The sequence below is a fragment of the Schaedlerella sp. genome, from assembly GCF_056796775.1.
In genome coordinates this window covers 16,699-40,757 of record NZ_JBQIKP010000041.1, presented here as the reverse complement: position 1 = coordinate 40,757, position 24,059 = coordinate 16,699, and the positions used below count along the sequence as shown (strand labels likewise).

20 protein-coding genes are annotated in these 24,059 nt (G+C 50.4%); 2 read left to right on the top strand and 18 right to left on the bottom strand.

Annotated elements, in window-relative coordinates:
• On the bottom strand, positions 1 to 1,338 hold a 1,338-nt coding region (locus tag ACTOY7_RS16370), incomplete at its 3' end, for a hypothetical protein (protein ID WP_482672712.1).
• Between the two features lie 209 nt (positions 1,339 to 1,547).
• On the opposite strand from ACTOY7_RS16370, the gene ACTOY7_RS16365 reads away from it, so the two are divergent.
• Positions 1,548 to 4,034 carry an InlB B-repeat-containing protein gene (locus tag ACTOY7_RS16365; RefSeq protein ID WP_482670854.1) on the top strand — a complete coding sequence of 829 codons (2,487 nt, stop codon included), beginning with the start codon at positions 1,548 to 1,550 and terminating at the stop codon, positions 4,032 to 4,034.
• Between the two features lie 105 nt (positions 4,035 to 4,139).
• On the opposite strand, the gene ACTOY7_RS16360 is transcribed toward ACTOY7_RS16365, so the two are convergent.
• Positions 4,140 to 5,174: an SGNH/GDSL hydrolase family protein gene (locus ACTOY7_RS16360; protein ID WP_004070031.1), complete on the bottom strand. Its 1,035-nt coding sequence runs from the start codon at positions 5,172 to 5,174 to the stop codon at positions 4,140 to 4,142.
• Between the two features lie 148 nt (positions 5,175 to 5,322).
• Here ACTOY7_RS16360 and ACTOY7_RS16355 point away from each other — a divergent pair, with 148 nt between their 5' ends.
• Complete coding sequence (locus tag ACTOY7_RS16355; RefSeq protein WP_004070032.1) at positions 5,323 to 6,213, top strand: LysR family transcriptional regulator; 891 nt, start codon at positions 5,323 to 5,325, stop codon at positions 6,211 to 6,213.
• Between the two features lie 330 nt (positions 6,214 to 6,543).
• On the opposite strand, the gene ACTOY7_RS16350 is transcribed toward ACTOY7_RS16355, so the two are convergent.
• From ACTOY7_RS16350 to ACTOY7_RS16275, 16 genes are all read right to left on the bottom strand, one after another.
• Positions 6,544 to 7,755 carry an aspartate-alanine antiporter-like transporter gene (locus ACTOY7_RS16350; RefSeq protein WP_160280269.1) on the bottom strand — a complete coding sequence of 404 codons (1,212 nt, stop codon included), beginning with the start codon at positions 7,753 to 7,755 and terminating at the stop codon, positions 6,544 to 6,546.
• Positions 7,756 to 7,913: 158 nt separating this feature from the next.
• Complete coding sequence (locus ACTOY7_RS16345; RefSeq protein WP_004070034.1) at positions 7,914 to 8,477, bottom strand: Fe-S-containing hydro-lyase; 564 nt, start codon at positions 8,475 to 8,477, stop codon at positions 7,914 to 7,916.
• A gap of 1 nt (position 8,478) precedes the next feature.
• Positions 8,479 to 9,321 carry a fumarate hydratase gene (locus tag ACTOY7_RS16340; protein WP_004070035.1) on the bottom strand — a complete coding sequence of 281 codons (843 nt, stop codon included), beginning with the start codon at positions 9,319 to 9,321 and terminating at the stop codon, positions 8,479 to 8,481.
• A gap of 167 nt (positions 9,322 to 9,488) precedes the next feature.
• A complete protein-coding gene (locus ACTOY7_RS16335) occupies positions 9,489 to 11,099 on the bottom strand; it encodes an FAD-dependent oxidoreductase (RefSeq protein WP_004070036.1) in 1,611 nt (536 codons plus the stop codon).
• A 13-nt stretch (positions 11,100 to 11,112) separates the two neighbouring features.
• Entirely contained in the window at positions 11,113 to 11,787 is a 675-nt protein-coding gene (locus ACTOY7_RS16330; RefSeq protein ID WP_004070038.1) for a 4Fe-4S dicluster domain-containing protein, read from the bottom strand.
• A gap of 48 nt (positions 11,788 to 11,835) precedes the next feature.
• Entirely contained in the window at positions 11,836 to 12,690 is an 855-nt protein-coding gene (locus ACTOY7_RS16325; protein WP_004070040.1) for an FAD/NAD(P)-binding protein, read from the bottom strand.
• On the bottom strand, positions 12,690 to 13,721 hold the full coding sequence (locus tag ACTOY7_RS16320; RefSeq protein ID WP_482670853.1) for a 4Fe-4S dicluster domain-containing protein: 1,032 nt from the start codon (positions 13,719 to 13,721) through the stop codon (positions 12,690 to 12,692). Before ACTOY7_RS16320 ends, ACTOY7_RS16325 begins: the two co-directional genes overlap by 1 nt.
• 3 nt (positions 13,722 to 13,724) lie before the next feature.
• Positions 13,725 to 14,699 carry a 4Fe-4S dicluster domain-containing protein gene (locus tag ACTOY7_RS16315; protein WP_004070045.1) on the bottom strand — a complete coding sequence of 325 codons (975 nt, stop codon included), beginning with the start codon at positions 14,697 to 14,699 and terminating at the stop codon, positions 13,725 to 13,727.
• Positions 14,687 to 15,127, bottom strand: coding sequence for a hydrogenase iron-sulfur subunit (locus tag ACTOY7_RS16310; RefSeq protein WP_004070047.1), 441 nt, complete (start codon positions 15,125 to 15,127; stop codon positions 14,687 to 14,689). Before ACTOY7_RS16310 ends, ACTOY7_RS16315 begins: the two co-directional genes overlap by 13 nt.
• The gene (locus tag ACTOY7_RS16305) at positions 15,118 to 17,106 is read right to left on the bottom strand and encodes a CoB--CoM heterodisulfide reductase iron-sulfur subunit A family protein (protein WP_004070049.1); all 1,989 of its coding nucleotides are present in this window, start codon (positions 17,104 to 17,106) and stop codon (positions 15,118 to 15,120) included. The genes ACTOY7_RS16310 and ACTOY7_RS16305 overlap by 10 nt, the downstream gene beginning before the upstream one ends.
• Positions 17,107 to 17,113: 7 nt before the next feature.
• Entirely contained in the window at positions 17,114 to 17,503 is a 390-nt protein-coding gene (locus tag ACTOY7_RS16300; RefSeq protein WP_004070051.1) for a 4Fe-4S dicluster domain-containing protein, read from the bottom strand.
• Complete coding sequence (locus ACTOY7_RS16295) at positions 17,500 to 18,294, bottom strand: CoB--CoM heterodisulfide reductase iron-sulfur subunit B family protein (protein WP_004070053.1); 795 nt, start codon at positions 18,292 to 18,294, stop codon at positions 17,500 to 17,502. Before ACTOY7_RS16295 ends, ACTOY7_RS16300 begins: the two co-directional genes overlap by 4 nt.
• A 28-nt stretch (positions 18,295 to 18,322) precedes the next feature.
• Positions 18,323 to 19,258: an L-lactate dehydrogenase gene (locus tag ACTOY7_RS16290; protein ID WP_004070055.1), complete on the bottom strand. Its 936-nt coding sequence runs from the start codon at positions 19,256 to 19,258 to the stop codon at positions 18,323 to 18,325.
• A gap of 157 nt (positions 19,259 to 19,415) precedes the next feature.
• Positions 19,416 to 19,637, bottom strand: coding sequence for a hypothetical protein (locus ACTOY7_RS16285; RefSeq protein ID WP_004070057.1), 222 nt, complete (start codon positions 19,635 to 19,637; stop codon positions 19,416 to 19,418).
• Positions 19,638 to 19,727: 90 nt separating this feature from the next.
• On the bottom strand, positions 19,728 to 22,763 hold the full coding sequence (locus ACTOY7_RS16280) for an AAA domain-containing protein (RefSeq protein ID WP_482670852.1): 3,036 nt from the start codon (positions 22,761 to 22,763) through the stop codon (positions 19,728 to 19,730).
• Positions 22,764 to 23,158: 395 nt separating this feature from the next.
• A complete protein-coding gene (locus ACTOY7_RS16275; RefSeq protein ID WP_004070061.1) occupies positions 23,159 to 23,818 on the bottom strand; it encodes a YczE/YyaS/YitT family protein in 660 nt (219 codons plus the stop codon).
• Positions 23,819 to 24,059: the final 241 nt, after the last annotated feature.

Genomic DNA, 24,059 nt, shown 5'->3' with positions numbered 1-24,059 from the left:
CTCCACATCCGACAGCAGGCCGTCCAGATATGTTTCCAGCCTGTCCCATGCCCCAGCCTGGGACAGTTTCTGCATGACGGTGTAATGATTTACAGTTTCATGCCGCATCCTGCGGAGTGATTCATCGCTCTCCTGAACCACCGCAAGCTGTTCCTGGGCCATGCTTTCCCGCGCGGCCAGCACCTGCATCTGTGTTTCCCGCGCCGCCAGAAAGCGAAGCTGAGACAGTACGCTCACCAGAAAACAAAGCAATAACACAAAGGCGCTCCACCAGTACAGCGGGAGGTCTGGCTGGTGCCAGGTGATTTCTGAAACGAGCCACTGCATATAGGGTAGCCGCCCGCCGCCGCACAGCCCCGACAGCAGGCTCGCCGCACCGATTCCGGCGGCGGATAACAAAAGCCCCGGCAGGAACAGGCGGAATACCTGGTTTTCATCCCGGTATTCCAGTACGGCGCACACCACAAGCGCCGCCACAGTCAGATAAAACACTTCCCCCATCCGGGAGCCGACCATGGAGAACGCAGGAACCACCGTCTGAAACCCCGCGACTACAAAATAAGCCAGCCCCGGCAGAATGGCAAAAGGCAGGAACAGCTTCCGCCATTTTTTCATATGCAGCAGCAGAAAGAGCGGCGGGAGGGCGAACAGCGCCGCCCTGGACAGGCAAAGCCACAGCCCATAAATTTCCGGGGGAAGGATATACCCGCCCCGGCTTTGTGCATGGAAATAAAATGCCTGGGGCAGCGCCGCAAAACCAAGCAGCAGAACCGGCCAGTCACAGTGTCCCTCTGTCAGCCCAAAGAAAAACAGCCCAAGGACAAGCAGCGACACCACGGCAAAAACGGCTGCCGGGAGTGTGCTTTTCGCCGTATAAGCCCGCTCAGTTTCTCTCGTTACGCCGCTGTCCGTAAGGAACAAAAGCGGGAGCGGCTCTTCTGCTTCCTTTGCCGTTTCCAGCGTCACCGTTTTTCCCGCACAGTCTTTAGGCAGCATAAAGACGGCATTGCCCAGCGTTTTCCCGTCCCATGCCTCCATACGGCCTAACATCTCCCCGTCTAAAAACACTTCCGCTTCACCCGTGTGCCTGACTTCCAGCATCGGACGCCACTGGCTCTCCCATTCGGGAAGCGTCACCGCCAGCGTCAGTGCGCCGCCATATTCATAGCCTGTCTCCAGCGTCATCTTGCCGCCATTGACGCTTGCTTCCAGTATGAGCTGTTCCCGGCGTGGAGTAACCTCTGATGCCAAAAGCCCTGTCATTGCCAGCGCACAGATTAGAAATACCGCCCCTGCCAGCCATCGGGGTATTGCCCCTTTCCGTTTCCAAAGCAGCATATTTCCTACCTCCTGCAAATTCTCTGCTATTAGCGTAAAGGGTTAAGCGGCCAGTGTCAAGAACAGAAAACTGCAAAGTAGGTAAAAAAATTGCAAAGTAGGAAAGCTCCCTTGTTATCCAAATCCAATTTTTTGTATGATGTGCAATAGAGAAGTATAAACGGGGAGAAACAACTCCCCCCACCAAATATTGACAGGAGGAAAAAAGGATGAGAAAAAAGTTGTGTAAATATCAGTTTTTTACACTTCTGCTGGGAGTACTATTCTGGATGATGCCGCTTGCGGTACGGGCGGAGGAGCCGGCAGACGGAGGGGATAAATCCAATGGGTTTATTTTTAATGAGGACGGGTATGACCCTGCGAATCCGGACGCCTATCCCTTGAGACTCCCGTCGGAAGAGACCGTCTATACGGCAGGAGGGGGACAGATCATCTGGACGCCGGAAACGGATTCGGCCGGAAATGTGGTCAGCGGCAGGCTGACACTGAGGGATGCGGTCATTCAAAATACTTATAGTGGAGCTACTTTTGAAAATTATGGGAGCGGAATCTGGATGTGTGTGCCTTTTGAACTGGTACTGGAAGGGGAGAACCGGATTACTTCTCAGGGCCGCGGGATCTTTCTGACTGACAGCAACAATTCCGGCACGCGGACTCTGAACGTACGTGGTACCGGGTCCCTGACCATCGACAGCCAGATGGAAGGAATCCGCACAGACGGCGCTGTAACATTGGACGCCGTGAACCTGACGGTTACCTATGGCTTCGCGTCAGGGATCATTACGGAATACGGGGACATTGTAATCCAGAACGGAAGCCGGGTGACTCTGAAAAACAGCGCGGGGATTACCGTGTCTTCCGCTGCGGTGAGAACAAATAACATCGGTGATGTGAGCATAAGAAACAGCCACGTGATCGCAGTCAACAGCGCCGGAACCGCAATCAGCGCAAATGGTAATGTACTGTTTGAATCCAGCCAGGTCAGGGCTCTCGGCAGCGCAGGGTATGAAGGCATGATCACATTTGGAAACGGCAAGAACTTTACTGTAAACGGCGGTTCCTTATATGTGAAAAATAATCAGACCCCAGGCTATGATATCTACCCCGACCCTAATAGTGTGAAATGGGAGAACAGCGCCGTGATATACTGCGGAGGCCCCTATAATTATCTGATCCAGAAGGGGGATAATATCCAGTATGCCGATTGCGTCTATGACGAAGCGTCCGACCAGATCACATCTGTGGGCAACGGAAATGTATATGGAAATGTGGTTTGGAACGAGCATATCCGTTTCCCGCTGGGAACGGACCAGCGGCTGTATATTGGCATGCTTGGAAGTACCCTGACGATTCCAGAAGGGACAACGGCAGTGATCCCGGACGGAGCCACGCTGCGCAACAGCTACGGGGGAACGGGAGAAATCGGCGTACTGACCAATTATGGAACATTGAATGTATCAGAGGGAGGGACACTCCATAATTTCGACGGGGCTAACGGCGGCCGCGAGGTACTCACCAGGAATTTCGGCGAGATCAATCTGGCGCCGGGAGCTACATTTTTTAATACCTCTCTGTTGGAAAATAAGGGGACGATCAATGCCGACGGAACCTTATGCAGCATTCAGGTCAATTTTAACGGCGATCCGTACAATGGTGTGATTCAGAATGAAGGGACGATCAACGGATTGGTGAATATAAGAGAATCCGGTCAGGTCAGATATCAGGCGGAAGGCAATGCCGTATTAAGGAATGGACAGACGCTGGAACTGGGGGCGGGAACTGCCAACAATGGGGCCTGGGGGACTGTCCTGGAGATTCCGGCGGGAGGAAAGCTGACGATAGAGGAAGGGGCCGTTGTAGACGCAAAAACACATGTTACGAACGAGAACCTGTCGATATATCTGAAACTGGGAGACACTCTGGTCGTAGACGGAATCCTTCTGCTTCCGGAGGACCTTTCTGAGGAAGAACGGAACCGCCTGGCCGAAACTATAGGAGGAACCGGAACGGTGCAGACAGGAAATACAGTCAATTTTATCATTACATTTGATCTTGGAGATGGTACGGTTGAAAAACGGCTTCTGCCGGAGGGGAGTACGTTTACTTTGCCGCCTGACCCGGTGAGGAGCGGCTATCTATTTGAAGGGTGGTATATAAACACAGACGGAAAAGAGACTGCAGCGGATCAGACGATGACCGCAGCCGGGCACATGACCATTTATGCCAGATGGAAGCCGTCAGACACCGGAGAAACGCCCGGAGGAGAGGACAAACCCGGAGAGGATCAGAAGCCCGGAGAAACAGATAAGCCGGGCGGAGAGGAGAAACCCGGAGAAGACAATAAACCCGACGGAACGGATAAGCCCGGCGGAGACAATAAACCCGGAGGAACGGATACGCCCGGCGGAACGAATAAGCCCGGCGGAGACAATAAACCCGGCGGAAGCAATACGGCCGGTACAAGCAGTGACCCGAAGGGAGATCATGCGAACGGCGCGTCAAATGGCGCTGCCGGAAGCAGTACGTCAGATTCCGGCAATGGAAGGAACAAAGGTGATCTCTATGTGAACGGCCAAAATTCTGCCGGCGCGGTCCGGACAGGCGATACCGCAGATTGGGGAGCGGCGGTCCTGGGACTGGTATTTTCACTGGCAGCTATAGGAGGAATCAAATATTCGCGCCACCACTCTGACTGATTACATAAGAGCCACCCTCTCCCGTATAACCGGCGGAGGGTGACTCGCATCATAAAAGCCATTTCAGATTATGATCTGCAGTTTTATATGCTCTGCAGCATGCGTTTAATGCTTCGCATATACAACCTCTTTCTTGATTCCAGGCGCTGCGGACGGCTGTCCGTCATTGGGAACATCCTCGATCACCCGGTTGCTGAGAGTACCAACCTCCATTGCGTCCGCAAAGTTGATCGGATGATTGCGCATATGCACCTTCATCAATTCGAACAGCCGGAGGGTGGGGCGCCTGGATTCGAACACACCTGAGATATCGATGCATTTGCAGCCGGTCTGTACGGCCAGTGCTTTCAGACGCTGGTTGATCTTGAATGCGGCCGGGCTCTTTGACACGATGGGTACGATATAGATGGACGCCTGCGTCTTTGTATGGATCATGTAGAGCAGCCATTCATATTTGGAAATGAAGTTGTCTACATCCACATTCTCATCCCGAATATCCACATCCCCCATATTTACAAAAATCTTACGGGGATTTAAGTCATACAGGCACACCTTCAGATAACGTTCGATCTGGTCAATGCGTATATCCTTGACGCTTCGGTTATAAATGGGCTCTGTGATGCGGAAAGCCTGTGCCAGCTCCCCAACCGGAAGTGAAGCAAATGTATTTGAGCCGAAAAGTACGACGCCGCCTGCTTCTGTAATACTGTTAAGTTCACGATAAGTCTGCATTTCATCATCTCCTTGTTCATGCATGGATGGTTGGAAGGGGTCGGATGTATGGGCGTTGTCTGCAGATGCTTCTGCGATGCCTTTGTCCGTATTTCCTGTGTGTCCTGATATCTGTCTGCTCAGTTCTGCATTTGCCGCCTGCGCCTGCCTGTCGTAACGTGTGTTGATAAAGTAGACAATGACGTTGGCGGATACGACAACCAGATTTAAGAGGTACACGACCAACACATAGTTGAATCTGTGACTGTAGATCTTTGCGGAAATTCCTGCAATGTACCCCGTGATAATAAGCAGTATAAACTGGATGCTCATGTTTCTGGCTGATCTGGCTTTGATATTCTTGGCAAGATTCATAGGCCAGGATAATCCGAAGCAGATCAGCATGGTTGACTCTAAAAGTTCGGCCATTTTTTATTCCCTCTCTTTCCTTACAGCTCTTGTTTCATCTTTCGACTATAGTTTATCATTGACGTTTGATTATGTCTAATATATAATATTTATAAAATTCATAATGTTTACATTATGAATTAAAAGAAAGGCAAGAGAGGGGTTTGGTATGGAACTGATGCAGATCCGGTATTTTCTGGAAGCGGCCAGCACGAAGCATATGACGAACAGCGCAAAAAACCTGCATATCACGCAGCCTGCGCTGACCCAGGCGATCCGGCGGCTGGAGAATGACCTGGGGGTTCCGCTGTTTACGGCCAAGGGCAGGAATATCGTGCTGACAGAATATGGAAAATATCTCCAGAAGAAGCTGGAGCCACTGATGGCGCAGATTGACGATATTCCGGAGCAGCTCCGGATGATGGTTGCCCTGGAGGGCGAAACCATACATATGAATGTTCTGGCGGCCTCAGGGCTTGTGATGGAAGCCATCATAGAATACAAGAAGGAGCATGAGGATATCAATTTTCAGCTCCAGCAGAACTCGGAGAGCGAGCTTTATGACATCGCTGTTAAGACAAAGCTGTTTTACCAGGCGGTAAATGAAGAAAACAGCTTTACCTGCGCGGAGGAGATCTATCTGGCTGTTCCCAGAAACGGGAAATATAAGAAACGGGAGTCCGTCTGTCTGGATGAGGTGGCGGAGGAAGGGTTTATCAGCCTTCTGGGATCAAGAGAATTTCGCTATATCTGCGACCGGTTCTGCCAGCATGCAGGCTTTACACCGAAGATCATCTTCGAAAGCGACAATCCCTCCGCCGTAAAAAATATGATCGCAGCCAATATGGGCATCGGCTTCTGGCCGGAGTTTACATGGGGAAGTATTGAAAACGAACATGTTCGGCTTTTAAAGATCGAGGAGCCTGTCTGTCAGAGGGACATTATCATTAACTATAACAGGAATAAGATGGACTCTCAGAACGTGATTGATTTCTATGGTTTTCTGACAGAATTTTTTAAATGCAGGAAGCTATGCAGCATGCAGCCGGCCAGGCAGTGAATTGACGATAGATGTGCGTATGCGCCTGGCAGGTTTACAGTCTCTGAGGGAACAAAGAGTTTTGCTTGCGAAACTTGCGCCTGCGGCGGTCGCATTGCGACATCTACCTCATACGCCGCAGTGCGCATCCCCCGGAGGGTTTTTGTACTATAGGAAAATTCGGAGAAGTTTTCTATAGAATAAAAAAACGCCCTGTTCAGGCGTTCCTTGCTGCAGCGGTCTATCGGGAAACAGGATTCGCACACGTTCTATTGACGGTTCTTCGGAGACCCGCCATATATTTGTGTGGATTCCGTTTTTTCCCGACACCCCTTTGCAGCGGTTCTTATTTTAGCAGAATAGTATAATCAACTGCGACGCCAGTACAACCGCGATCAGCGCGATCGGATATGTCGCCGCATAGGCAGCTGCGATATCTTCCGTACCGGCCATATTGATCAGAGTTCCAAGGGCCGGCGTACTCGTCATACCTCCTGTCAGTGAACCAAGGTTATTGAGCAGGGGCAGCTTCAATACATTCTTTGCCACAATGAATCCGATGATCATCGGAAGGATCGTCATGATCGCTCCGTAAAGGAAATATACCGGTTCGAAATACTGTACGAACTTGGCACCGCCGGATACTCCCGCTCCGATCAGAAACAGCATCAGTCCCAGCTCCCTCAGCATCTTCAAGGTGGAATTTTTCGGAACGATGGAAATCTTTCCGGCATGTCCGTAGTGTCCGAATACGAGGGCTGTCAGAAGGCAGCCGCCTGTCGTGGTCAGCGAAAAGTTCCTGTAGCTGAGGCTTCCCACCAGGATTCCAATGATCGCCGCAAGTGAAAACGCGAAGAATCCGAATTCATCCACTTCTGTCAGGATCAGACTGCTCTTTTTCCTGCCCTCGCCTTCTTTTGCGGTGATCTTTGCCACTTCTTCATTCATGTTTGCTTTCAGCATCTTCGGAACGATCTGCACAAACAGAACCACACCGACCACGCCGAACAGATAGGAGATCCCATACCCTACGGATACCAGCGCTTCCAGATCCAAACCGACAGCCGCTTTGGATGCGGAAAATGCAGGCGTACTGGTCAGCGCTCCGGAAAGCAGGCCCACCATGATCGCCCGGAACTGCTCATGTTCCAGGTCCGTAAAGTTGGAACCGATCAGAATACATGCGACGCAGGTAACCGCCGCCGCAAAAATGATCACAGCACCCAGCAGAACGTAGGATTTGAAGTTCCGTTTCAGGTTTCCAAAAAAATTCGGCCCCGCAATAAAGCCGACAGAGGTCACGAAAAAGATGAGCCCCATATTTTCCACGATTTTCAGCGCGTCCGTAGCAAAGGTCGTCTCTCCCGCCATCAGGTTGTCTGACAGTTTTGTGTACAGCAGGCATCCGTAAACCAGAGCAATGATAAATACCCCGGCCGTTCCAAGGTTGATTCCTTTTACGGTGATCTTACCGATCGCATACCCGATGGCCGCAATCGCAAAGACCGAAAACGTAAGAAATACTACAGCCTTTACTGCCAATATTCCTCCAAATAACTCCATGTCTTATGACTCCCTTCTGTAAATACAGAACATCCGCTGCCAGTGCAGAACTGCATTTCTTCCTGACTCATACAGCATCCCATCGGCAGCCGATCTGCATACTATGGTAAAAGACAGCAAGCCGCCAGAGGCCCGCTGTCTGTATGAATGTCCTACAATTACTCTTTATGCTCTTCCAGATAAGCGGCTCTTCCGCTCTCGTACAGGTTATTTCCCTCGCTGTCAATGATGACAACCAGCGGCATATCCTCAACATAAAGCTTTCTCAGCGCTTCCGCACCCAGATCTTCAAAAGCGATCAGTTCTGCCTTTTTGATACATTTTGCAAGCAGAGCTCCCGCTCCGCCGATGGCTCCGAAGTAAACGCCGGAATACTTCTTCATCGCGTCGATGACTTCCGGAAGGCGTGCGCCTTTTCCGATCATTCCGCGCGCGCCTACGGACATCATAGTCGGCGCGTAAGCATCCATACGCCCGCTGGTGGTCGGTCCTGCAGAACCGATGACCTGGCCCGGTTTTGCCGGAGTCGGCCCTACATAGTAGATGGTCGCGTCTTTCGGATCAAATGGAATCTCTTCGCCTTTTGCCAGAGCCTCGCACATACGCTTATGGCCTGCGTCCCGGGACGTATAGATCGTTCCTGTCACAAGAACGCTGTCTCCTGCGTGCAGTGTCTTTGCAAGTTCCTCTGTCAATGGTAATGTAATCTTTTTTGCTGCCATCTTAGATCACCTCCGATTTATGACGTGTTACATGGCAGTTGATATTTACTGCACATGGCATGCCTGCAATATGGGTTGGCAATGTCTCAATGTTTAATCCGATCGCTGTCGTCTTTCCGCCGAAGCCCTGAGGTCCGATGCCCAGCTTGTTGACTTTTTCCAGCATCTCTTTTTCCAGGTCTGCATAGAAGGGATCCGGATTGGAGGAATCAATGGGCCGCATCAGCGCTTTTTTCGCCAGAAGGGCCGCCTTGTCAAAGGTTCCGCCGATTCCAACGCCGACTACCATCGGCGGGCACGGGTTGGGTCCTGCGGTCTCCACAACCTCCAGGATGAAGTCCTTGATCCCCTGCAGGCCGTGAGACGGCTTAAACATACGGATCTGGCTCATGTTCTCGCTTCCGAAGCCCTTCGGTCCAACGGTGATCTTGATCTGCTCGCCGGGAACGATCTCTGTGTAGAGCATTGCCGGTGTGTTGTCTCCTGTGTTTCCGCGGCGGACCGGGTCTTTTACAACGGATTTCCGAAGATATCCCTTGTCATAGCCCCGGCGTACACCCTCGTCAACCGCTTCCGCAAGGCTGCCGCCTGTCAGATGCACATCCTGGCCGATCTCTAAAAATACACATGCCATGCCGGTATCCTGGCAGATCGGCACGCACTCGCTGTCTGCGATCTCAAAATTCTCGATGATATTATCCAGGACGCCCTTCGCGATCTCTCCGTCCTCGCAGGCACGGCAGTCTTTGATCGCGCATTTCACGTCTTCCGGAAGATGCTCATTTGCTTCGATACAAAGTTTTTCTACGACTTCCGTAATCTTGCTTACTTCTATCTCACGCATAACTTAATCTCCTTCTTTATATTCACGGCGGGGCTGCCGGAAACTGATTTTTCACACTCGAAATATTGCCACCTGTACGGTTGGATGCTCTAAAGAGCCTCCAACCGACTCGTACAGGTGGAAATATCATCCCTTCCTGGCACCCCCGTTCCCAATACTGCTATCGATTATCTCTCATGGCGCGCATACTTCGGAAGAAGCTTCGGTGATACCTCTCCTGTCGCTGCAGAAGCGCCCTTTAATTCCTCGTCATAGCTTGCCACATGGTCAAGATTCATAGCGCCAAGTTCAACTTCTTTTGCCTTTGCCGCTGCTTTCTTACCTGCGTTCCGGCCGAATACGATGACATCAAGAAGGGAATTGCCCATCAGTCTGTTTGTTCCGTGGATTCCGCCTGCTGCCTCTCCTGCTGCCAGAAGATTCGGAATGTTCTTTGCGAAGCCTTCTCCGTCGATCTCAAGGCCGCCGTTCTGATAATGCAGTGTCGGATAGATCAGGATCGGAACTTTTCTCATATCGATTCCATACTTCATGTACATACGGAACATGGCAGGGATTCTCTTTTCGATCGTTCCCTCTCCTCCGAGAATCTCGATCATCGGTGTATCAAGCCATACGCCGTGCTCTCCGTCTGGCGTCTCTACGCCGCGGCCTTCTCTGCATTCACGGATTACACCTGAAGCATTGACGTCGCGGGTCTCCAGAGGATGAATATAAGCTTCCCCATTTGCATTGACAAGCTGTGCGCCGACAGAACGAACCTTCTCTGTCACAAGAGCGCCCAGGATCTGCACCGGATAAGCGACGCCTGTGGGATGGTACTGGATGGAATCCTGGTACAGAAGCGGTACTCCTGCCCGGTATCCCAGTACAAGACCGTCTGCCGTTGCCCCGTAGTGGTTGGATGTGGGGAATCCCTGGTAATGCATTCTTCCCGCGCCGCCTGTTGCGATCACAACCGTCTTTGCTCTGGCAACAGAATAATCTCCTGTCTCCATATTGAGAAGGACCGCGCCTGCTGCCTGGCCTTTCTCATCTTTGATGATCTCTACCGCAGAAGTAAATTCTACCACCGGGATCTGAAGGTTCAATACCTCGTCGCGGAGTGTACGCATGATCTCTGCTCCGGAGTAGTCCTTACATGCATGCATTCTCTTTCTGGAGGTACCGCCGCCGTGGGTCGTTACCATCCGTCCGTCTGCGTCCTTGTCAAACATAACGCCCAGTTCGTTCAGCCATTTGATCGCGTCAGGCGCTTCCATTACAAGACGTTTTACCAGTTCCGGCTTTGCAGCAAAATGTCCGCCGCCGAACGCGTCCAGATAATGCTGTACCGGAGAATCATTTTCCTTATCTGCCGCCTGGATGCCGCCTTCGGCCATCATCGTATTCGCATCGCCGATACGGAGTTTTGTCACGATCATTACATTTGCGCCTGCATTGTGCGCTTCGATGGCACAGGAGGAACCGGCGCCGCCGCCGCCGATCACAAGCACATCTACGTCATAATCCACTTTCGTAATGTCAACCTTCTCCTCCACAAGCCGGCTTGTAGAGTGAAGCATTTCAGCCAGTTCAAGGGGCGCTTTTTGTCCTTTGTTCGGGCCTACTTTAATCTCTGCAAACGCATCTGGATTATAATCCGGATGAAATTCCTTCAGGAGAGCATCTTTTTCGTCAGCAGTCAGACGTCTTGGTTCTGTAGACATACGTTCTGCTCTTGTAGCCTCTACCTTTTTGATGGATTCCATCATATTCTCTGGATATGGTGTATACATATTCGACCCTCCCCTATTTCTCAATCTCTCTTGTGTTGTAAAGTTCCTGCATCTCTTCGATCGGCTTCTGCATGATCTGCTCGATCAGGCTGTCATACTCGCCCCGGTTCACCTCGTCCACACGGTTTTTGAGATGCTCGGTCTCAGGCGCGATGTACTTACCGGTGAGACGTCTTGCCAGAAGTCCAACCATCGGATGGGAGATTCCTGCCGGACATCTTACGGAACAGCATCCGCAGCTGACACAGTCAAAGGACTCTTCCGCGCATTTCTCAAATTCGCCCCGCTGTGCGTATGCGATATACTGCATTACATTCAGATCCTGGGTACATGCCTTCGTACATGCGTTGCATCCGATACAGCTGTAGATCTCCGGATACAGTTCCATCATAATCTGCTGGGTCGGCTTGATATCCTTGATCTCATAAGTCCTCTTATCTGTCGGGAAGAAGGGGATACTTGCCACGTACATGCCCTCTTCTACCTGTGTCTGGCAGGCAAGGCAGGTCTTTAATTCATTTTTTCCCTTGATCCTGTAGATCGTCGCACATGCTCCGCAGAAACCATGACGGCAGCCACATCCTCTTCCCAGTGTATATCCGGCATATTCCATCGCAGTCATGATCGTAAGTTCTGCAGGTACGCTGTATTTTTTACCGAAAAAATATACATTTACCATCTTTTCCATGTCATTCATGTCCTTTCTTTGATTATTTCATGTTCATCCAATCGAGCCTTAGTATTCATTCGGAAGTTCATCAATCTCATCATACCGGAATACCGGACCGTCCTTGCACACGTACTTGGAACCGATGTTGCAGCGTCCGCACTTTCCGACTCCGCACTTCATCCGGAGCTCCAGTGTCGTATAGACCTGCTCTGTGGTAAATCCAAGTTCCTTTAAGCCTGCAAGCACGAACTTGATCATGATCGGAGGTCCGCACACGAGCGCTGTCTTGTCCGTATCAAATCCAAGCTCCTTCACATAATTCGGAACAAATCCAACATGGCCGTCCCAGCCTTCCTGCTCACGGTCGATGGTCAGATATACATTCACGCCCTCTGCCTTCATCCAGACTTCCTGGATCTCCTTGAGCTGAACCAGGTCGTCCGCAGAGCGGGAACCATAGACAATATCTACGGTACCGTAATTCGCACGGTTATCCAGCACGTAATTGATCACGGAACGGAGGGGCGCAAGGCCGATACCGCCTGCGATAAACAGAAGGTTCTTGCCTTTTAACTCTGTCTCCACCGGAAATGAGTTGCCGTAGGGGCCGCGGACTGTGATCTCGTCGCCCACCTCCAGGCTGTGGAGATAATCTGTCAGGATTCCGCATTTCTTAATACTGAATTCCTGATATTCCTTGTTGGTCGGCGAAGAAGTAATGGAAAACATACCTTCGCTGATACCCGGCGCACAGACCATGGCGCACTGTCCCGGCATATGCTCGAACAGCTTGCCGCCCTCCGGCGCATTGACGCGGAACGTCTTTACGTCCGGGGTCTCTTCCCGGATATCCGTGATCACGCCTACCTGGGGGATCAGAGTATCTAATGTATAATTCTTATGACATGTACATTCACCCATTATTTTTCACCTCCCTGATTCTGAAATGCTTTCACGACCTTCACGATGTTCAGGGCGGACGGACATTTTTCTACGCAGCGTCCGCATCCTACGCAGGAATACATCCCGTCGTTGTTGGCCGGATAGTATACCAGCTTGTGCATGAACCGCTGGCGGAACCGCTGCATCTGGCTGGTGCGGTTGTTGCCGTGGGCCATCATCGTAAAGTCGGAATACATACAGGAATCCCAGCATCTGTAACGGGAAACGCTGTTTCCTGCGGTGTAGTCCTTGATATCATAGCACTGGCAGGTCGGGCACACAAACGTACAGGTGCCGCATGCCAGACATGGCTTGTATAATTCTTCCCAGATTGGGGAGTCAAATTTTTCCGTAAGGGCATCCCCGTTCCATCCTTCCAGAGAAAGGTTCATATAGGGGAGCTTTTCCACGATTTTGTGGATTGCTTCCTTCTCCGCTTCAACGGCTGCTTCGTCAGCGTCCGAGAGCAGTTCCTTCACCGCCGCTGTCAGCGTCTCGCCTTTTTCGGTCAGCGCTTTCCAGAAAAGATCCTCGCCTACCGTCCAGACTGCTACGTCCGACGCCGGCTGAGCCGCATCCACGCCGAACACCTTGCAGAAGCAGGTCTCTTCCGGTTCGTGGCAGGCCATGGCAACGATGGTTCCGTGATCCCTTCTTGCCGCATAAAAGGTATCGACAGGATCTGTAAGGAATACGTTGTCCAGTACCTCGATCCCCTTCACGTCGCAGGCTTTCATGCCGAATACGACAAATTCCTGCTCTTTCAGCGTCTGAGGCTCTACGGACATCTTCTTTCCTTCTTTTTTTACGGTGTAAAGACCTTCGCTCTGCGGGAAAAATGCATCTTTCGCTGATTTTACGGTCTTCAATGTATCCAGATCCACCTCTGCGTCCTCAGTCCATGCCGCAAAATTGGTCTGCCCGGCGGTTTTCACCGGAAGATACAGTTCCTGGCTATCCGCGATTAAATGGAATAATGCGGAAAGATCTTTTTTTGCTATCTTATACATACATTATCCCCTCTTTCCTACAATACTTGGTTCCGCGTCTTCAAACGTATAGTTTGTAAGCGGTGCTTTTGATTCGGTATCTTCCCCTGCCTGGTATTCGCCGTACAGCTCGTCAATGTCCTTGATAAACTTGCGGTTGAACAGGTGGAGCGGGATTCCCTGGGGACATACGCGGCTGCATTCTCCGCAGTCTGTACATCTTCCTGCCACATGGAACGCGCGGATGATATGGAACATCTTTTCCTCAAAGGTATCCACATTGGCTTTCTGGGAGCTGTCAAACTTGTTGCTGTCGAATACACACTTGCGGCAGCTGCAGGCCGGACATGCATTTCTGCAGGCATTGCAGCGGATACACTTGCTCAATTCGCTCTGGAAGAATGCAAACTTCTCCTCCGGGCTCATAGCCTCGATCCTTGCCACTTCGTCAAACCGTTCCCCATCCTTGGTTTCCTTGGACTCTCCGATCAGCTCATCGTAGATCATGTGGTCCTTTCCCTTGCAGACATGGCATCTTTCCAGCATAGCGTCTGCGTAGGCGCAGGTCTTTTCTCCATAGATGGTATGGACCTTAAGGGTATCTGCAGCGTCGGTGATCTCCGCGCCTTCAATACTCTCGATTCCCTTGATCCCCTGCTTTTTGATCCGTTCGATATCCAGTTTTCCTTTGCATCCCACACCTATGATATAGGCTTTGTCCCTGTCTACGCGGTGTTCCTTGATCAACTGGTTGAAGCTGTATGTATCGCATGGCTTTAAGCAAACCAATGTCTTTCCTTCCAGCTTGGATGCCTCGATCATATATTTGCTCAGATTGGCCCCGCAGAATCCGTTATACACGAAATCCTCCAGAGCTTCCGCTGTCTCAAAGTAAGCCGGCTCCGGGTTATAAGGCAAGTCTCCGGCTTTCCAGCCGAGAACCCGTGCCACAGTCCCATCTGCCAGCAGTTCTTTTGCACGGTTTACTACTTCTTGCATCTTAAATCCCCCAATCTTACATTTTCGCCAAGAGAATAGATCTTCTCTACAAAACTGTTCATTGTCTCAGAGAACTTCACACCCTCTGCCGCAGATACCCACTCTACGCGTGTACGGCCGTTTTCCACACCGATGTAATCCAACATGGAGAACAACAGGGTCATACGCCTTCTTGCGTAATAGTTGCCGGTACTGTAATGGCAGTCTCCCGGGTGGCATCCGCACATGATCACTCCGTCTGCGCCTTTCTCGAATGCCCTTAAGATGAACATCGGATTCACACGGCAGGAACAGGGAACGCGGATGATCTTTACGTCAGCAGGATAGGACAGACGGCTGCTTCCTGCCAGGTCAGCTCCTGCATAACTGCACCAGTTACAGCAGAACGCTACAATTTTCGGTTTGAATTCTTTATTTTCTAACGACATATTGCATCCACCTCCGCTATAATCTGTCTATTTGAGAATCCCTGCAGATCCATGGCTCCTGACGGACATGCAACGGTACATGCGCCGCAGCCCTGGCAGAGTGCGTTGTTTACCACTGCGATACGGCGGGTCTCACGGATTCCGTGGTCATTGACTTCTTTATCCTCATAGGTGATCGCACCGTATGGGCATACGTTCTCACAGGTGGAGCATCCGTTGCAGAGCAGGATATCTGCCTGTGCGGTACACGGATTGGTCATCAGCTTATCCTTCGCAAGAAGCCCGATCGCCTTCACCGCTGCAGCGCCTGCCTGGGCAACGGTCTCCGGAATATCCTTGGGGCCCTGGCATACGCCGGACAGGAAGATACCCGCTGTGGGAGATTCTACCGGACGCAGCTTGGCATGTGCTTCGGTGAGGAAGTTGTTGGTGTCGATACTTGCGGTCAGCATGGTTGCGATCTTGCGCACATCCGGATTCGGTTCGATGGCTGTTGCCAGAACCACCATATCCGCTTCTTTCAGGATCTGACGGTTGTCCAGAAGGTCAGAGCCCTGAACCAACAGCTTGCCGTCGGGCTGGGGAATGACCTTTCCGACCTGGCCCTTGATGTAATTCACTCCATACTGTTCCACCGCTCTTCTGTAGAACTCGTCAAAGTTCTTGCCCGGTGTACGAACATCGATATAGAATACGGTCACATTCACATCCGGATATTTGTCGCGGATCAGCATCGCATGCTTTGCGGTGTACATACAGCAGATCTTGGAGCAGTACGGCTTTCCTCTGTCGTCGGAACAGCGGCTTCCCACACACTGGATAAATACAATCTCTTTCGGTGCTTTTCCGTCGGAAAGTCTCTCCAGATGGCCGTGGGTCGGTCCAGCCGCGTTCATCACACGCTCTAATTCCAGGGAGGTGATGACGTCTTTGCTCTGGCTGTACGCATACTCGTCATATTTTTCCAGGTTGATGGTGTCAAAGCCGGTGGCAACTACGATAGCGCCGTACTTCTCTGTTACGATCTCATCCTTCTGTTCGTAATCAATAGCTCCTGCCTGGCAAACCTTGGAACAGAGTCCGCATTTGCCGGTCTTGAACTTGATGCAGGCCTCCCGGTCGATCACCGGAACATTCGGGATCGCCTGTGCAAACGGCGTGTAGATCGCGCTTCTTGTATTCAGGCCCCGGTTAAATTCGCTGGGTGCCTTCTTGGACGGACATTTTTCCTGGCAGACGCCGCAGCCCGTACATTTGTCCATATCCACGCTTCTTGCCTTCTTGCGGATGTCTACCGTGAAGTCGCCTACGAAACCGCTCACTTTGTCTACTTCACTGTATGTATAGATCTTGATCTTGTCATGGGCCGCCGCTTCCACCATCTTCGGTGTCAGGATACATGCGGAACAGTCCAGCGTGGGGAATGTCTTGTCCAGCTGTGACATCCTTCCGCCGATGCTGGGTGTCTTCTCCACAATGTCCACTTCATAGCCTGCGTCCGCGATGTCCAGAGCGGTCTGGATTCCTGCGATACCGCCGCCGATCACAAGCGCTCTCTTGGTCACGCGGCTCTCTCCTGCCTGGAGCGGCGCGTTTAAGTTCACCTTCGCAACCGCCGCGCGCATCAGGATGACTGCCTTCTTTGTTCCTTCCTCCATATCCTTGTGAATCCAGGAACAATGCTCACGGATGTTGGCGATCTCCACCATATACGGATTCAGTCCGGCACGCTCCGCTGCCTTTCTGAATGTGGTTTCATGCATACGCGGGGAGCAGGAACATACTACAACTCCTGTCAGCCCTTTTTCATGGATGGCCGCCGCGATCTTCGCCTGTCCCGCCTCGGAACACATATACTGGTAGTCTTCGGCATGGACAACGCCCGGCTCCATCTGTGCCATATCTACGACTTTTTTTACATCTACCGTTGCGGCGATATTGCTTCCGCAGTGGCAGACAAATACTCCTATCCTCTGCACTTAGACCTCACCTCCTATATCTTCTGAATGCACTGACTAATAACTGCTGCGGAAGTTCCGGGTCCAGTAATTCCGGAATTTCGTTTGGCGACAGATAATCCTGGTCTTTCTGACGCACTACGACCTGTCTTGCCGCGTCGATCAGTTTTCCCGGCTTCACATCGCGGGGGCATCTCTCCACACACGCGAAGCAGGAAAGACATTTCCAGAGCGACTTGGAATTTACCAGGCTTTCAATATCTTCATTGACCACATAGGATACAAATTGATGCGGCTTGATATCCATCTCGTTATATGACGGACAGGATGCAGAGCATTTCCCGCATTTCATGCATTTCAACGGATTGACGCCGCTGATCTCCTTGATCAGTTCGGCCTGTTTCTTTTCAGAACTCATGACTTCTGCACCTCCTCCTTTACGCCGAGAGCCTCTGCCAGCAGCTCCGTGAAGTAAACCACCGGGAGCTTCCCGCTGCTCTTGTTTAGATTATACAGACATAACGGACAGGCCGTGATCAGCATCTCCGCGCCGAAGCCTTCCGCGCTGTCCATAATCTTCTCACACATCGTTTTGGACATATCCTTTTCCTTCAGGGAAATGTAGCCGCCGCAGCACTCGTTGCGGTACGGGTAAACCACCGGCTCCGCTCCGATTGCGCGGATAAAGTCTTCAATGATCTTCGGATTCTCCGGATCGTCAAAAGCTAAAAGGCTGCTCGGACGCAGAAGCAGGCATCCATAGTAAGCGCCGATCTTCTTTCCTGTCAGAGGATTGGTCACCTTTTTCTTCAGCTCGTCAAATCCAACCTTATCACGAAGAACCTCTAAGAAATGAAGGACCTCTGTTTCACCTGCATAAGGCTCTTCAAGCTCCATATAGTTGTTTGCCCTGGTACGGATGTCCTCCACGTTCTTCATGTCGTCATTGACACGCTTGATCACATGATGGCATGCGGAACACAGGGTTACAAGACTCTGTCCTTTTACCTTTGCCTCATTCAGGGCGCGGACAGAAGACAGCTTCGTAGCGATCTCGTCAGTACCAAGCGGATAGACGCCGCCGCAGCACTGCCAGTCTTCAATCTCTTCCAGTTCAAATCCCAGTGCTTTTGCCGAAGCCCTTGCATAAGCATCCAGATCCTTTGCCTTTGTTCTCAAAGTGCATCCCGGATAATAACTGTACTTCATAGTTCTCGCTGTCCTTTCTTTATTAAAATTATAATTCAATCTGAGCAATGACTGCTTTCAATGCCTCCGCACTGATTTTGAGTTTTTCTACTTCCTCATCGGTAAGCGTCATCGGAATCTTGCTGTGGATTCCTTTGGGTCCAACCAATGCCAGCGTGCTCAGGCAGACATCTTCAATGCCGTATTCGCCGTGCATCATGGAAGATACGGTAGATACGGATTCAGAAGCAGCCATCAGGATGCTGCATAATTTGCACACGCCTCTTGTTACCGCATAGAAGGTAGCCCCCTTATTTGCAATGATCTTGCCGCCGGATTTCTGTACATATGTAAGCATCGCTTCCTTATCCAGCTTCTCAAAGCCCGGCATCATCTCATAGTAATCGTCTACGTTGACGCCCGCGATCCTTGCCGCTGACCATGGAATAAAGGAGGTATCGCCATGCTCGCCGAATACATATGCATGGATATTTCTCTGTGCAACTTTAAAATGTTCGGAAAGACCGCAGCGAAGACGTGCGGAATCCAGAATTGTTCCGGAACCGATAATCTGATTCTCCGGAAGCCCCGAAATCTTGGTAAATACATAGGTCATGATATCAACCGGATTGCTTACGATGATATAAAGCGCCTTGGGAGCCGCTTTTACAATCTCCGGTGTGATCTGTTTTAAGATATTAACGTTGGTCTGGGTCAGCTCAATTCTTGTCTGTCCTGGTTTACGCGCGATTCCGGAAGTAATGATCACGATATCGGAATCTTTTGCGTCCTCATACTCGCCCGCAACAATAGAAACAGGATCTCTAAAGCATGTTCCCTGCTCGATATCCATCACTTCGCCTTCTACCTTTTCCTTGTTGATGTCGATCATGACGATCTCGGACGCGATGTCCTCTCCAGACAATGTGTACGCAATTGTTGAGCCTACGCTTCCGGCTCCAATGATTGTGATTTTGCTGCTCATGTTTTTTCTCCTTTAACCTATTGTTTTTTACTACAAGTTACTCAGCTGGCAAATCCTGTCGTATTTTGCCATCGCTTTCATAATAATAACACATTGACAATAAATTAACAAGCATTTTTCACTATAAATAATATACAAATTTTTCCTGTTTTTTTCGTCAGTATTCCTTCGCCACCTCCTTCAGATCATACATCCTCTTAAATGTCTCCAGATCCTCCTCATTTTTGATCAGCATCACCTCTTCCCATTGTCCTGTATGAATATTTTTAAAGCCCGCCACCTGCTCTCCTGTACAGATACTGCAGCGCAGGACAGGCTTCTGGTTAGCTCTGTCATATTCCTTCTTTACCGGCTGCTTTTTGCGAAACATGTTTAACATTTGTTCTGCAGTCTCCCCTTTCCCTTTGTCCTGCTTTTTAAGTTATGATGCTTACAGGCGCCTCATTCCTTTTTGTCTTGATTTTATGCTTTATCTGATTTTCCTGAAATACTCCTCCAGAATCCCTTTGATATAATAGTATCGTCTGGCATAGGAGTTTTCCACCCGGATCAGTTCAAATCCATGCGTTCTGCAGACTTCTGTCTTCTGCCTGTCCCTCTGCTTTACCAGCGATTCATCTTGGTGTTCTTTTCCGTCCAGTTCAATAGCCAGGATCGGCTTTTCCCCGCCGCCGTATTCCTTTTCATATATTACAAAATCAAACCTTTCATTATAAAACAGTCCTTCCCCTGTGTGTCCGTCACGGAATACCTGTGAAATGTCTACTTCATTTTCCACCTTACACTTCCGCCCGTTGTTGAGGATATTTCCAAGGGCATGATTGAGGCTGACCAGAAAATCCGCCTCGATCTGCGCGCTGTAAGGCTTGATGCCCAAAGCGCGGGAGTGCACTTCATCCGGGGAGACACGGCAGAGTCCTTTGCTGCTCACATACCGGGCCAGCTCGTACATATCGTCCTTCTCCGCCTCGTCATGGAGGCGTTCCAGATTCTTTGTGCTGGAAAACAGGACCAGCTTTTCCCTTGCCCGGGAAGTGGCTACGTTGATCAGCTCCCGGTTATTTTTCAGCCACCCGTAGGTTTTCTCCGACATCTGATCCGTTACCGCTGTGGAAAATAAGATGATATCTTTCTCATCTCCCTGAAACGCATGGACCGTACCGCAGGACACATCCTGAATCCCCTTGTCTTTGAGCATCCGGCTGATGCATTCTTTCTGGTTGGCAAAGGGCGTGATGATCCCGATCTTTTTATCCCGGTTGTCCATCACGTACCGGACGATCTGCTCCGCCTCCCGGGGAGCCGCGTTTTTCAGTTCCGTCTCATTGCCCTTGACATCCACATAGACGAGGGGCTGTTCCGGCTTCTCCCGGCTCTCGATCTTCAATCTGCTGTTGTAATATTTTATGTTGTTGAACTCAATGATCGATCTGCAGCATCGGTAGTGATGCCGCAGAAGAATTTCCTCGCTGACAGCGTCATTTGCCAGGAATGTCTTGTAAATGGAATTTTCCAGATAATCGTATTCCTGCGGAATCTGGTAACGCTGCTTGAGGATCTCATTGTCTTTACTGTCCAGAAGGATCACCGGATTCAGCTGCTGAGGATCTCCCACCAGCATCAGGTTCTTTCCCCGGATGACAGGAAGCAGGGACATGGCCGTGCTGCACTGACTGGCCTCATCTATGATGGTCAGGTCAAAATGTGCCTCCGGGCTTCCGATCCGGTGGGATGAGATACAGGAGGTGGCAACCACAGGGAAAATGCGCAGGAATTTTTTTACATTTTCTGTCTCATTCAGATAACTGTGAAATGCTTTTACCTTCTCGTTCTCGTCATCCAACTCCAGGATATGACGCAGATCCTCGTTTTTGGGTTCACCCAGACGTTTGAGATATTTGATGGAGGTGAAATTCAGGTATTTTTTAAATTCCGCTTCATCGTCATCCAAAAGTGAGAGCGCCTGTTCATTGGTGATCTCGCCGATCTCCTGCAGTTCCCGGCGTATTTCTTCCAATTGCCTTCCCTGCAGGTCAGTCTGGAAAGTCAGATGCTGTGTGCTGCCGAGCAGACACTCGATCGCCTCCTGTTTTTCCCTCAGCGCCAACGTATTCTCATATTTTTTCAAAAGCTCTGTCAGTTTTCTGGCGCGGTTGATCTTATTGTCTTTATTTTTTTCCAGCGTTCCCTCAAAAACCGGCTTGTCTTTGATCCGTTCATACTGTTCCCGGATATCGAGAAGCGCCTGCTTTACAAGGTTTGTATTTCCCAGGCGGATCACCGGGAAGGGGATATCTTCTCCCTGTTTGTAGGGAATGGACCGGAGTTTTTCCACCACCGTATCAATGGGGTGGTTGTTGTAGGATGCCAGAAGCACTGTTTTTTCATTAAAAAATGCCGTGATGATGCTGTTGATGATCGTGTGTGACTTTCCGGTGCCGGGCGGGCCCTGGACATAGGTGACCGGATATTTCACAGCATTGTGGATCGCAAGAAGCTGATCCAGATTGGCCCGGTGTTCCAAAAGCGCCAGCGGATAATCCTTCCTCCGCTTGGGTTTGCTCAGAAGCTTTCCGAAAAAAGCTTTAACGGGCTGAGTCTCTTTTCCTTCCTCCAGGCTTTTGATGACCGCTTCATACTCCTTGTTCAGATCCACCTTGATATCTCTTGCAAGGGCGATGATATAGGGACGGTCATCGATCCCCTGCTTAAGCGAATTATAATGTGTGATCCGGTCTTTGATCGTCTCCCTGTGCCGGGTAAATTCCGCAAGCAGGTCATAATCTGCCGGATCCATATATTTCCGGATGCTTTCCTTCTCTCCGTTGACAGTAAATTCCCGGCTGATCGTAATCTCTCTGTCCGGCTGGAGGACACGCCGCTTCACATCCAGATACAGCTTCCGGTACGCAAGAACATACAGCGCTTCTCTCTGGCTGCTCCGGCCCTTGACCAGGATGCTCAATTCATTCATGACCATCTGTCGGTACTGCCAGCTTTTATGCTTCTCCGGCCGTGTACTCTCGTCCTGGAACTGCCGGACCAGCTGCCGGAACTGCTCCTTGTCCAGGGGATATTCTCCATTTTTGAAAGAGCTGCCGTCCAGGTGTTCAAGCAGGGAATACTCACACTGGTAAGGCTGGGTATCCAGACGGTTGCAGTCGATCAGGTAATTGAGGATCTTCAGGTTCACAGTCTGCCCGAAAAGGGGTTCGTATTTTTCCGGATTCCGTTCGATGTCCTCCACAAGCTGTTCTTCGATCTTATAGGTGGAAGCCTCCACCACCGCGGCAGACAGGATGGAGTCTATATAAATGAAATCGTACCGCTCCACGGTATGCATCATTAGGTGAAAGCCTTCCACACTGAGGCTGCGTTTCCTGACGTCAATCCCGTGGATAGCGATCCAGTAGTTTGTGATCTGGTCTCTCTGGTTTTTATATTCTATGCTGAGCCATTTTCCCTCATGTATTGCTTTGAAAATATTCTGAGCGATCCTGTCCATACCGTCTGCTCCCGCACTCTGCGCAAAATAAGTAAAAAAATCTGTGACTATTGTACCATGTCACGCGCAATTTGAAAATACTTTTCCTGATTGGGTTTACACTTTTTTATACTATGTAGTACGACATGAAAATTCACAATTCTTTAATGGCATTTTTTTTAATGCTTAGGCAATCATCAGGTTATTCCTGTCGATTTAATTAAGGCGGTGGGGATAAGCGAAATCTCGATAAAAGAATTAACTTACCGTCAAAAGAACCTGTGACAACGGGAATCTAAAAATCACCTTGAAGATGAATGCAGAAGAGACCACATCTCCTGATCAGGAAAGATGTGGTCTTGTACGTTCTGGAAAATCTTCCGGATTTGATACTTTATGCGGCATTTTCCATGCGCTCATGCTGGCCTCCCATTCATAACCGGCTCCGCAACATGGGTCTTGAAGAACTGGATCAATGGTCCGTTCAGCAGTGCGTTGCAGATCGTGCCGATCCCAATGATGAGCCACAGGTCTCCATGAGACATGAGGCAGAATACAACACCGATCACAACTACCGTAACATCACTCATGACGCGGGCATTCTGGAAGGGAATCTTACCACGGGTCACATTTTCGATAATCACCGCTACACTGTCATAAGGAGCGATCCCCATCTCCGCCACCATATAAAACGCCACGCCCATCCCCGCGAAAATGCTGCCGATGATCAGAGCCAGGATCCGAAGCGGCAGCGTCATCTCTACTTTCAGGATGTCCTGGAACAGCCAGCATATGAAGTCTGCCAGATAACCGACACAGACCATATTGACGATAGTGCCCGCCCCTATGCACTGCTTTGCTTTAAAAAACACAACCACCAGTATCGCCGCATTCATGATCAGCTGCCATGTGCCGAAGGTCATGTGCAGAAATCCGCTGATCCCCAGGTTCATACAGGTAAATGCATCCACCCCGAAAGCACTGAGCCGGTAGGCGCCGACGCAGACCCCAATAAACAGGATGCCGGTCACCATCATGATGCAGCGTTTGAGAAAAGGTTTGTTTTGCGTATCCATTCGAATAACCCCCTGTAAATAATTTCCAGCTGTGCGGTTGCGATTCGATAGGTCATTTTCATGCAATTTATTACAATGAAAATGACCTGTCGAATCAGCAACCCACTTATTAATGAGCAAAAAGCGGCTGCGTTAGCAGACGTAAGAGTGCGTCAGCACGGTTTTTGCGAATGGATAAGTGGGTTGGACGCTCCAAGGAGCATCCAACCGCACAGCTGGAATAATTTTTAAAAAATCCGGA

Excerpts from the sequence above, each read along its gene's own strand:
- ACTOY7_RS16295 (WP_004070053.1), bottom strand. The coding sequence starts at position 18,294 with ATGAAGTACAGTTATTATCCGGGATGCACTTTGAGAACAAAGGCAAAG.
- ACTOY7_RS16290 (WP_004070055.1), bottom strand. The coding sequence starts at position 19,258 with ATGAGCAGCAAAATCACAATCATTGGAGCCGGAAGCGTAGGCTCAACA.
- ACTOY7_RS16355 (WP_004070032.1), top strand. The coding sequence starts at position 5,323 with ATGGAACTGATGCAGATCCGGTATTTTCTGGAAGCGGCCAGCACGAAG.
- ACTOY7_RS16320 (WP_482670853.1), bottom strand. The coding sequence starts at position 13,721 with ATGTATAAGATAGCAAAAAAAGATCTTTCCGCATTATTCCATTTAATC.
- ACTOY7_RS16280 (WP_482670852.1), bottom strand. The coding sequence starts at position 22,763 with ATGGACAGGATCGCTCAGAATATTTTCAAAGCAATACATGAGGGAAAA.
- ACTOY7_RS16365 (WP_482670854.1), top strand. The coding sequence starts at position 1,548 with ATGAGAAAAAAGTTGTGTAAATATCAGTTTTTTACACTTCTGCTGGGA.
- ACTOY7_RS16325 (WP_004070040.1), bottom strand. The coding sequence starts at position 12,690 with ATGGGTGAATGTACATGTCATAAGAATTATACATTAGATACTCTGATC.
- ACTOY7_RS16345 (WP_004070034.1), bottom strand. The coding sequence starts at position 8,477 with ATGGCAGCAAAAAAGATTACATTACCATTGACAGAGGAACTTGCAAAG.
- ACTOY7_RS16310 (WP_004070047.1), bottom strand. The coding sequence starts at position 15,127 with ATGTCGTTAGAAAATAAAGAATTCAAACCGAAAATTGTAGCGTTCTGC.
- ACTOY7_RS16340 (WP_004070035.1), bottom strand. The coding sequence starts at position 9,321 with ATGCGTGAGATAGAAGTAAGCAAGATTACGGAAGTCGTAGAAAAACTT.
- ACTOY7_RS16315 (WP_004070045.1), bottom strand. The coding sequence starts at position 14,699 with ATGCAAGAAGTAGTAAACCGTGCAAAAGAACTGCTGGCAGATGGGACT.
- ACTOY7_RS16350 (WP_160280269.1), bottom strand. The coding sequence starts at position 7,755 with ATGGAGTTATTTGGAGGAATATTGGCAGTAAAGGCTGTAGTATTTCTT.
- ACTOY7_RS16285 (WP_004070057.1), bottom strand. The coding sequence starts at position 19,637 with ATGTTAAACATGTTTCGCAAAAAGCAGCCGGTAAAGAAGGAATATGAC.
- ACTOY7_RS16360 (WP_004070031.1), bottom strand. The coding sequence starts at position 5,174 with ATGGCCGAACTTTTAGAGTCAACCATGCTGATCTGCTTCGGATTATCC.
- ACTOY7_RS16275 (WP_004070061.1), bottom strand. The coding sequence starts at position 23,818 with ATGGATACGCAAAACAAACCTTTTCTCAAACGCTGCATCATGATGGTG.
- ACTOY7_RS16330 (WP_004070038.1), bottom strand. The coding sequence starts at position 11,787 with ATGGAAAAGATGGTAAATGTATATTTTTTCGGTAAAAAATACAGCGTA.
- ACTOY7_RS16335 (WP_004070036.1), bottom strand. The coding sequence starts at position 11,099 with ATGTATACACCATATCCAGAGAATATGATGGAATCCATCAAAAAGGTA.
- ACTOY7_RS16300 (WP_004070051.1), bottom strand. The coding sequence starts at position 17,503 with ATGAGTTCTGAAAAGAAACAGGCCGAACTGATCAAGGAGATCAGCGGC.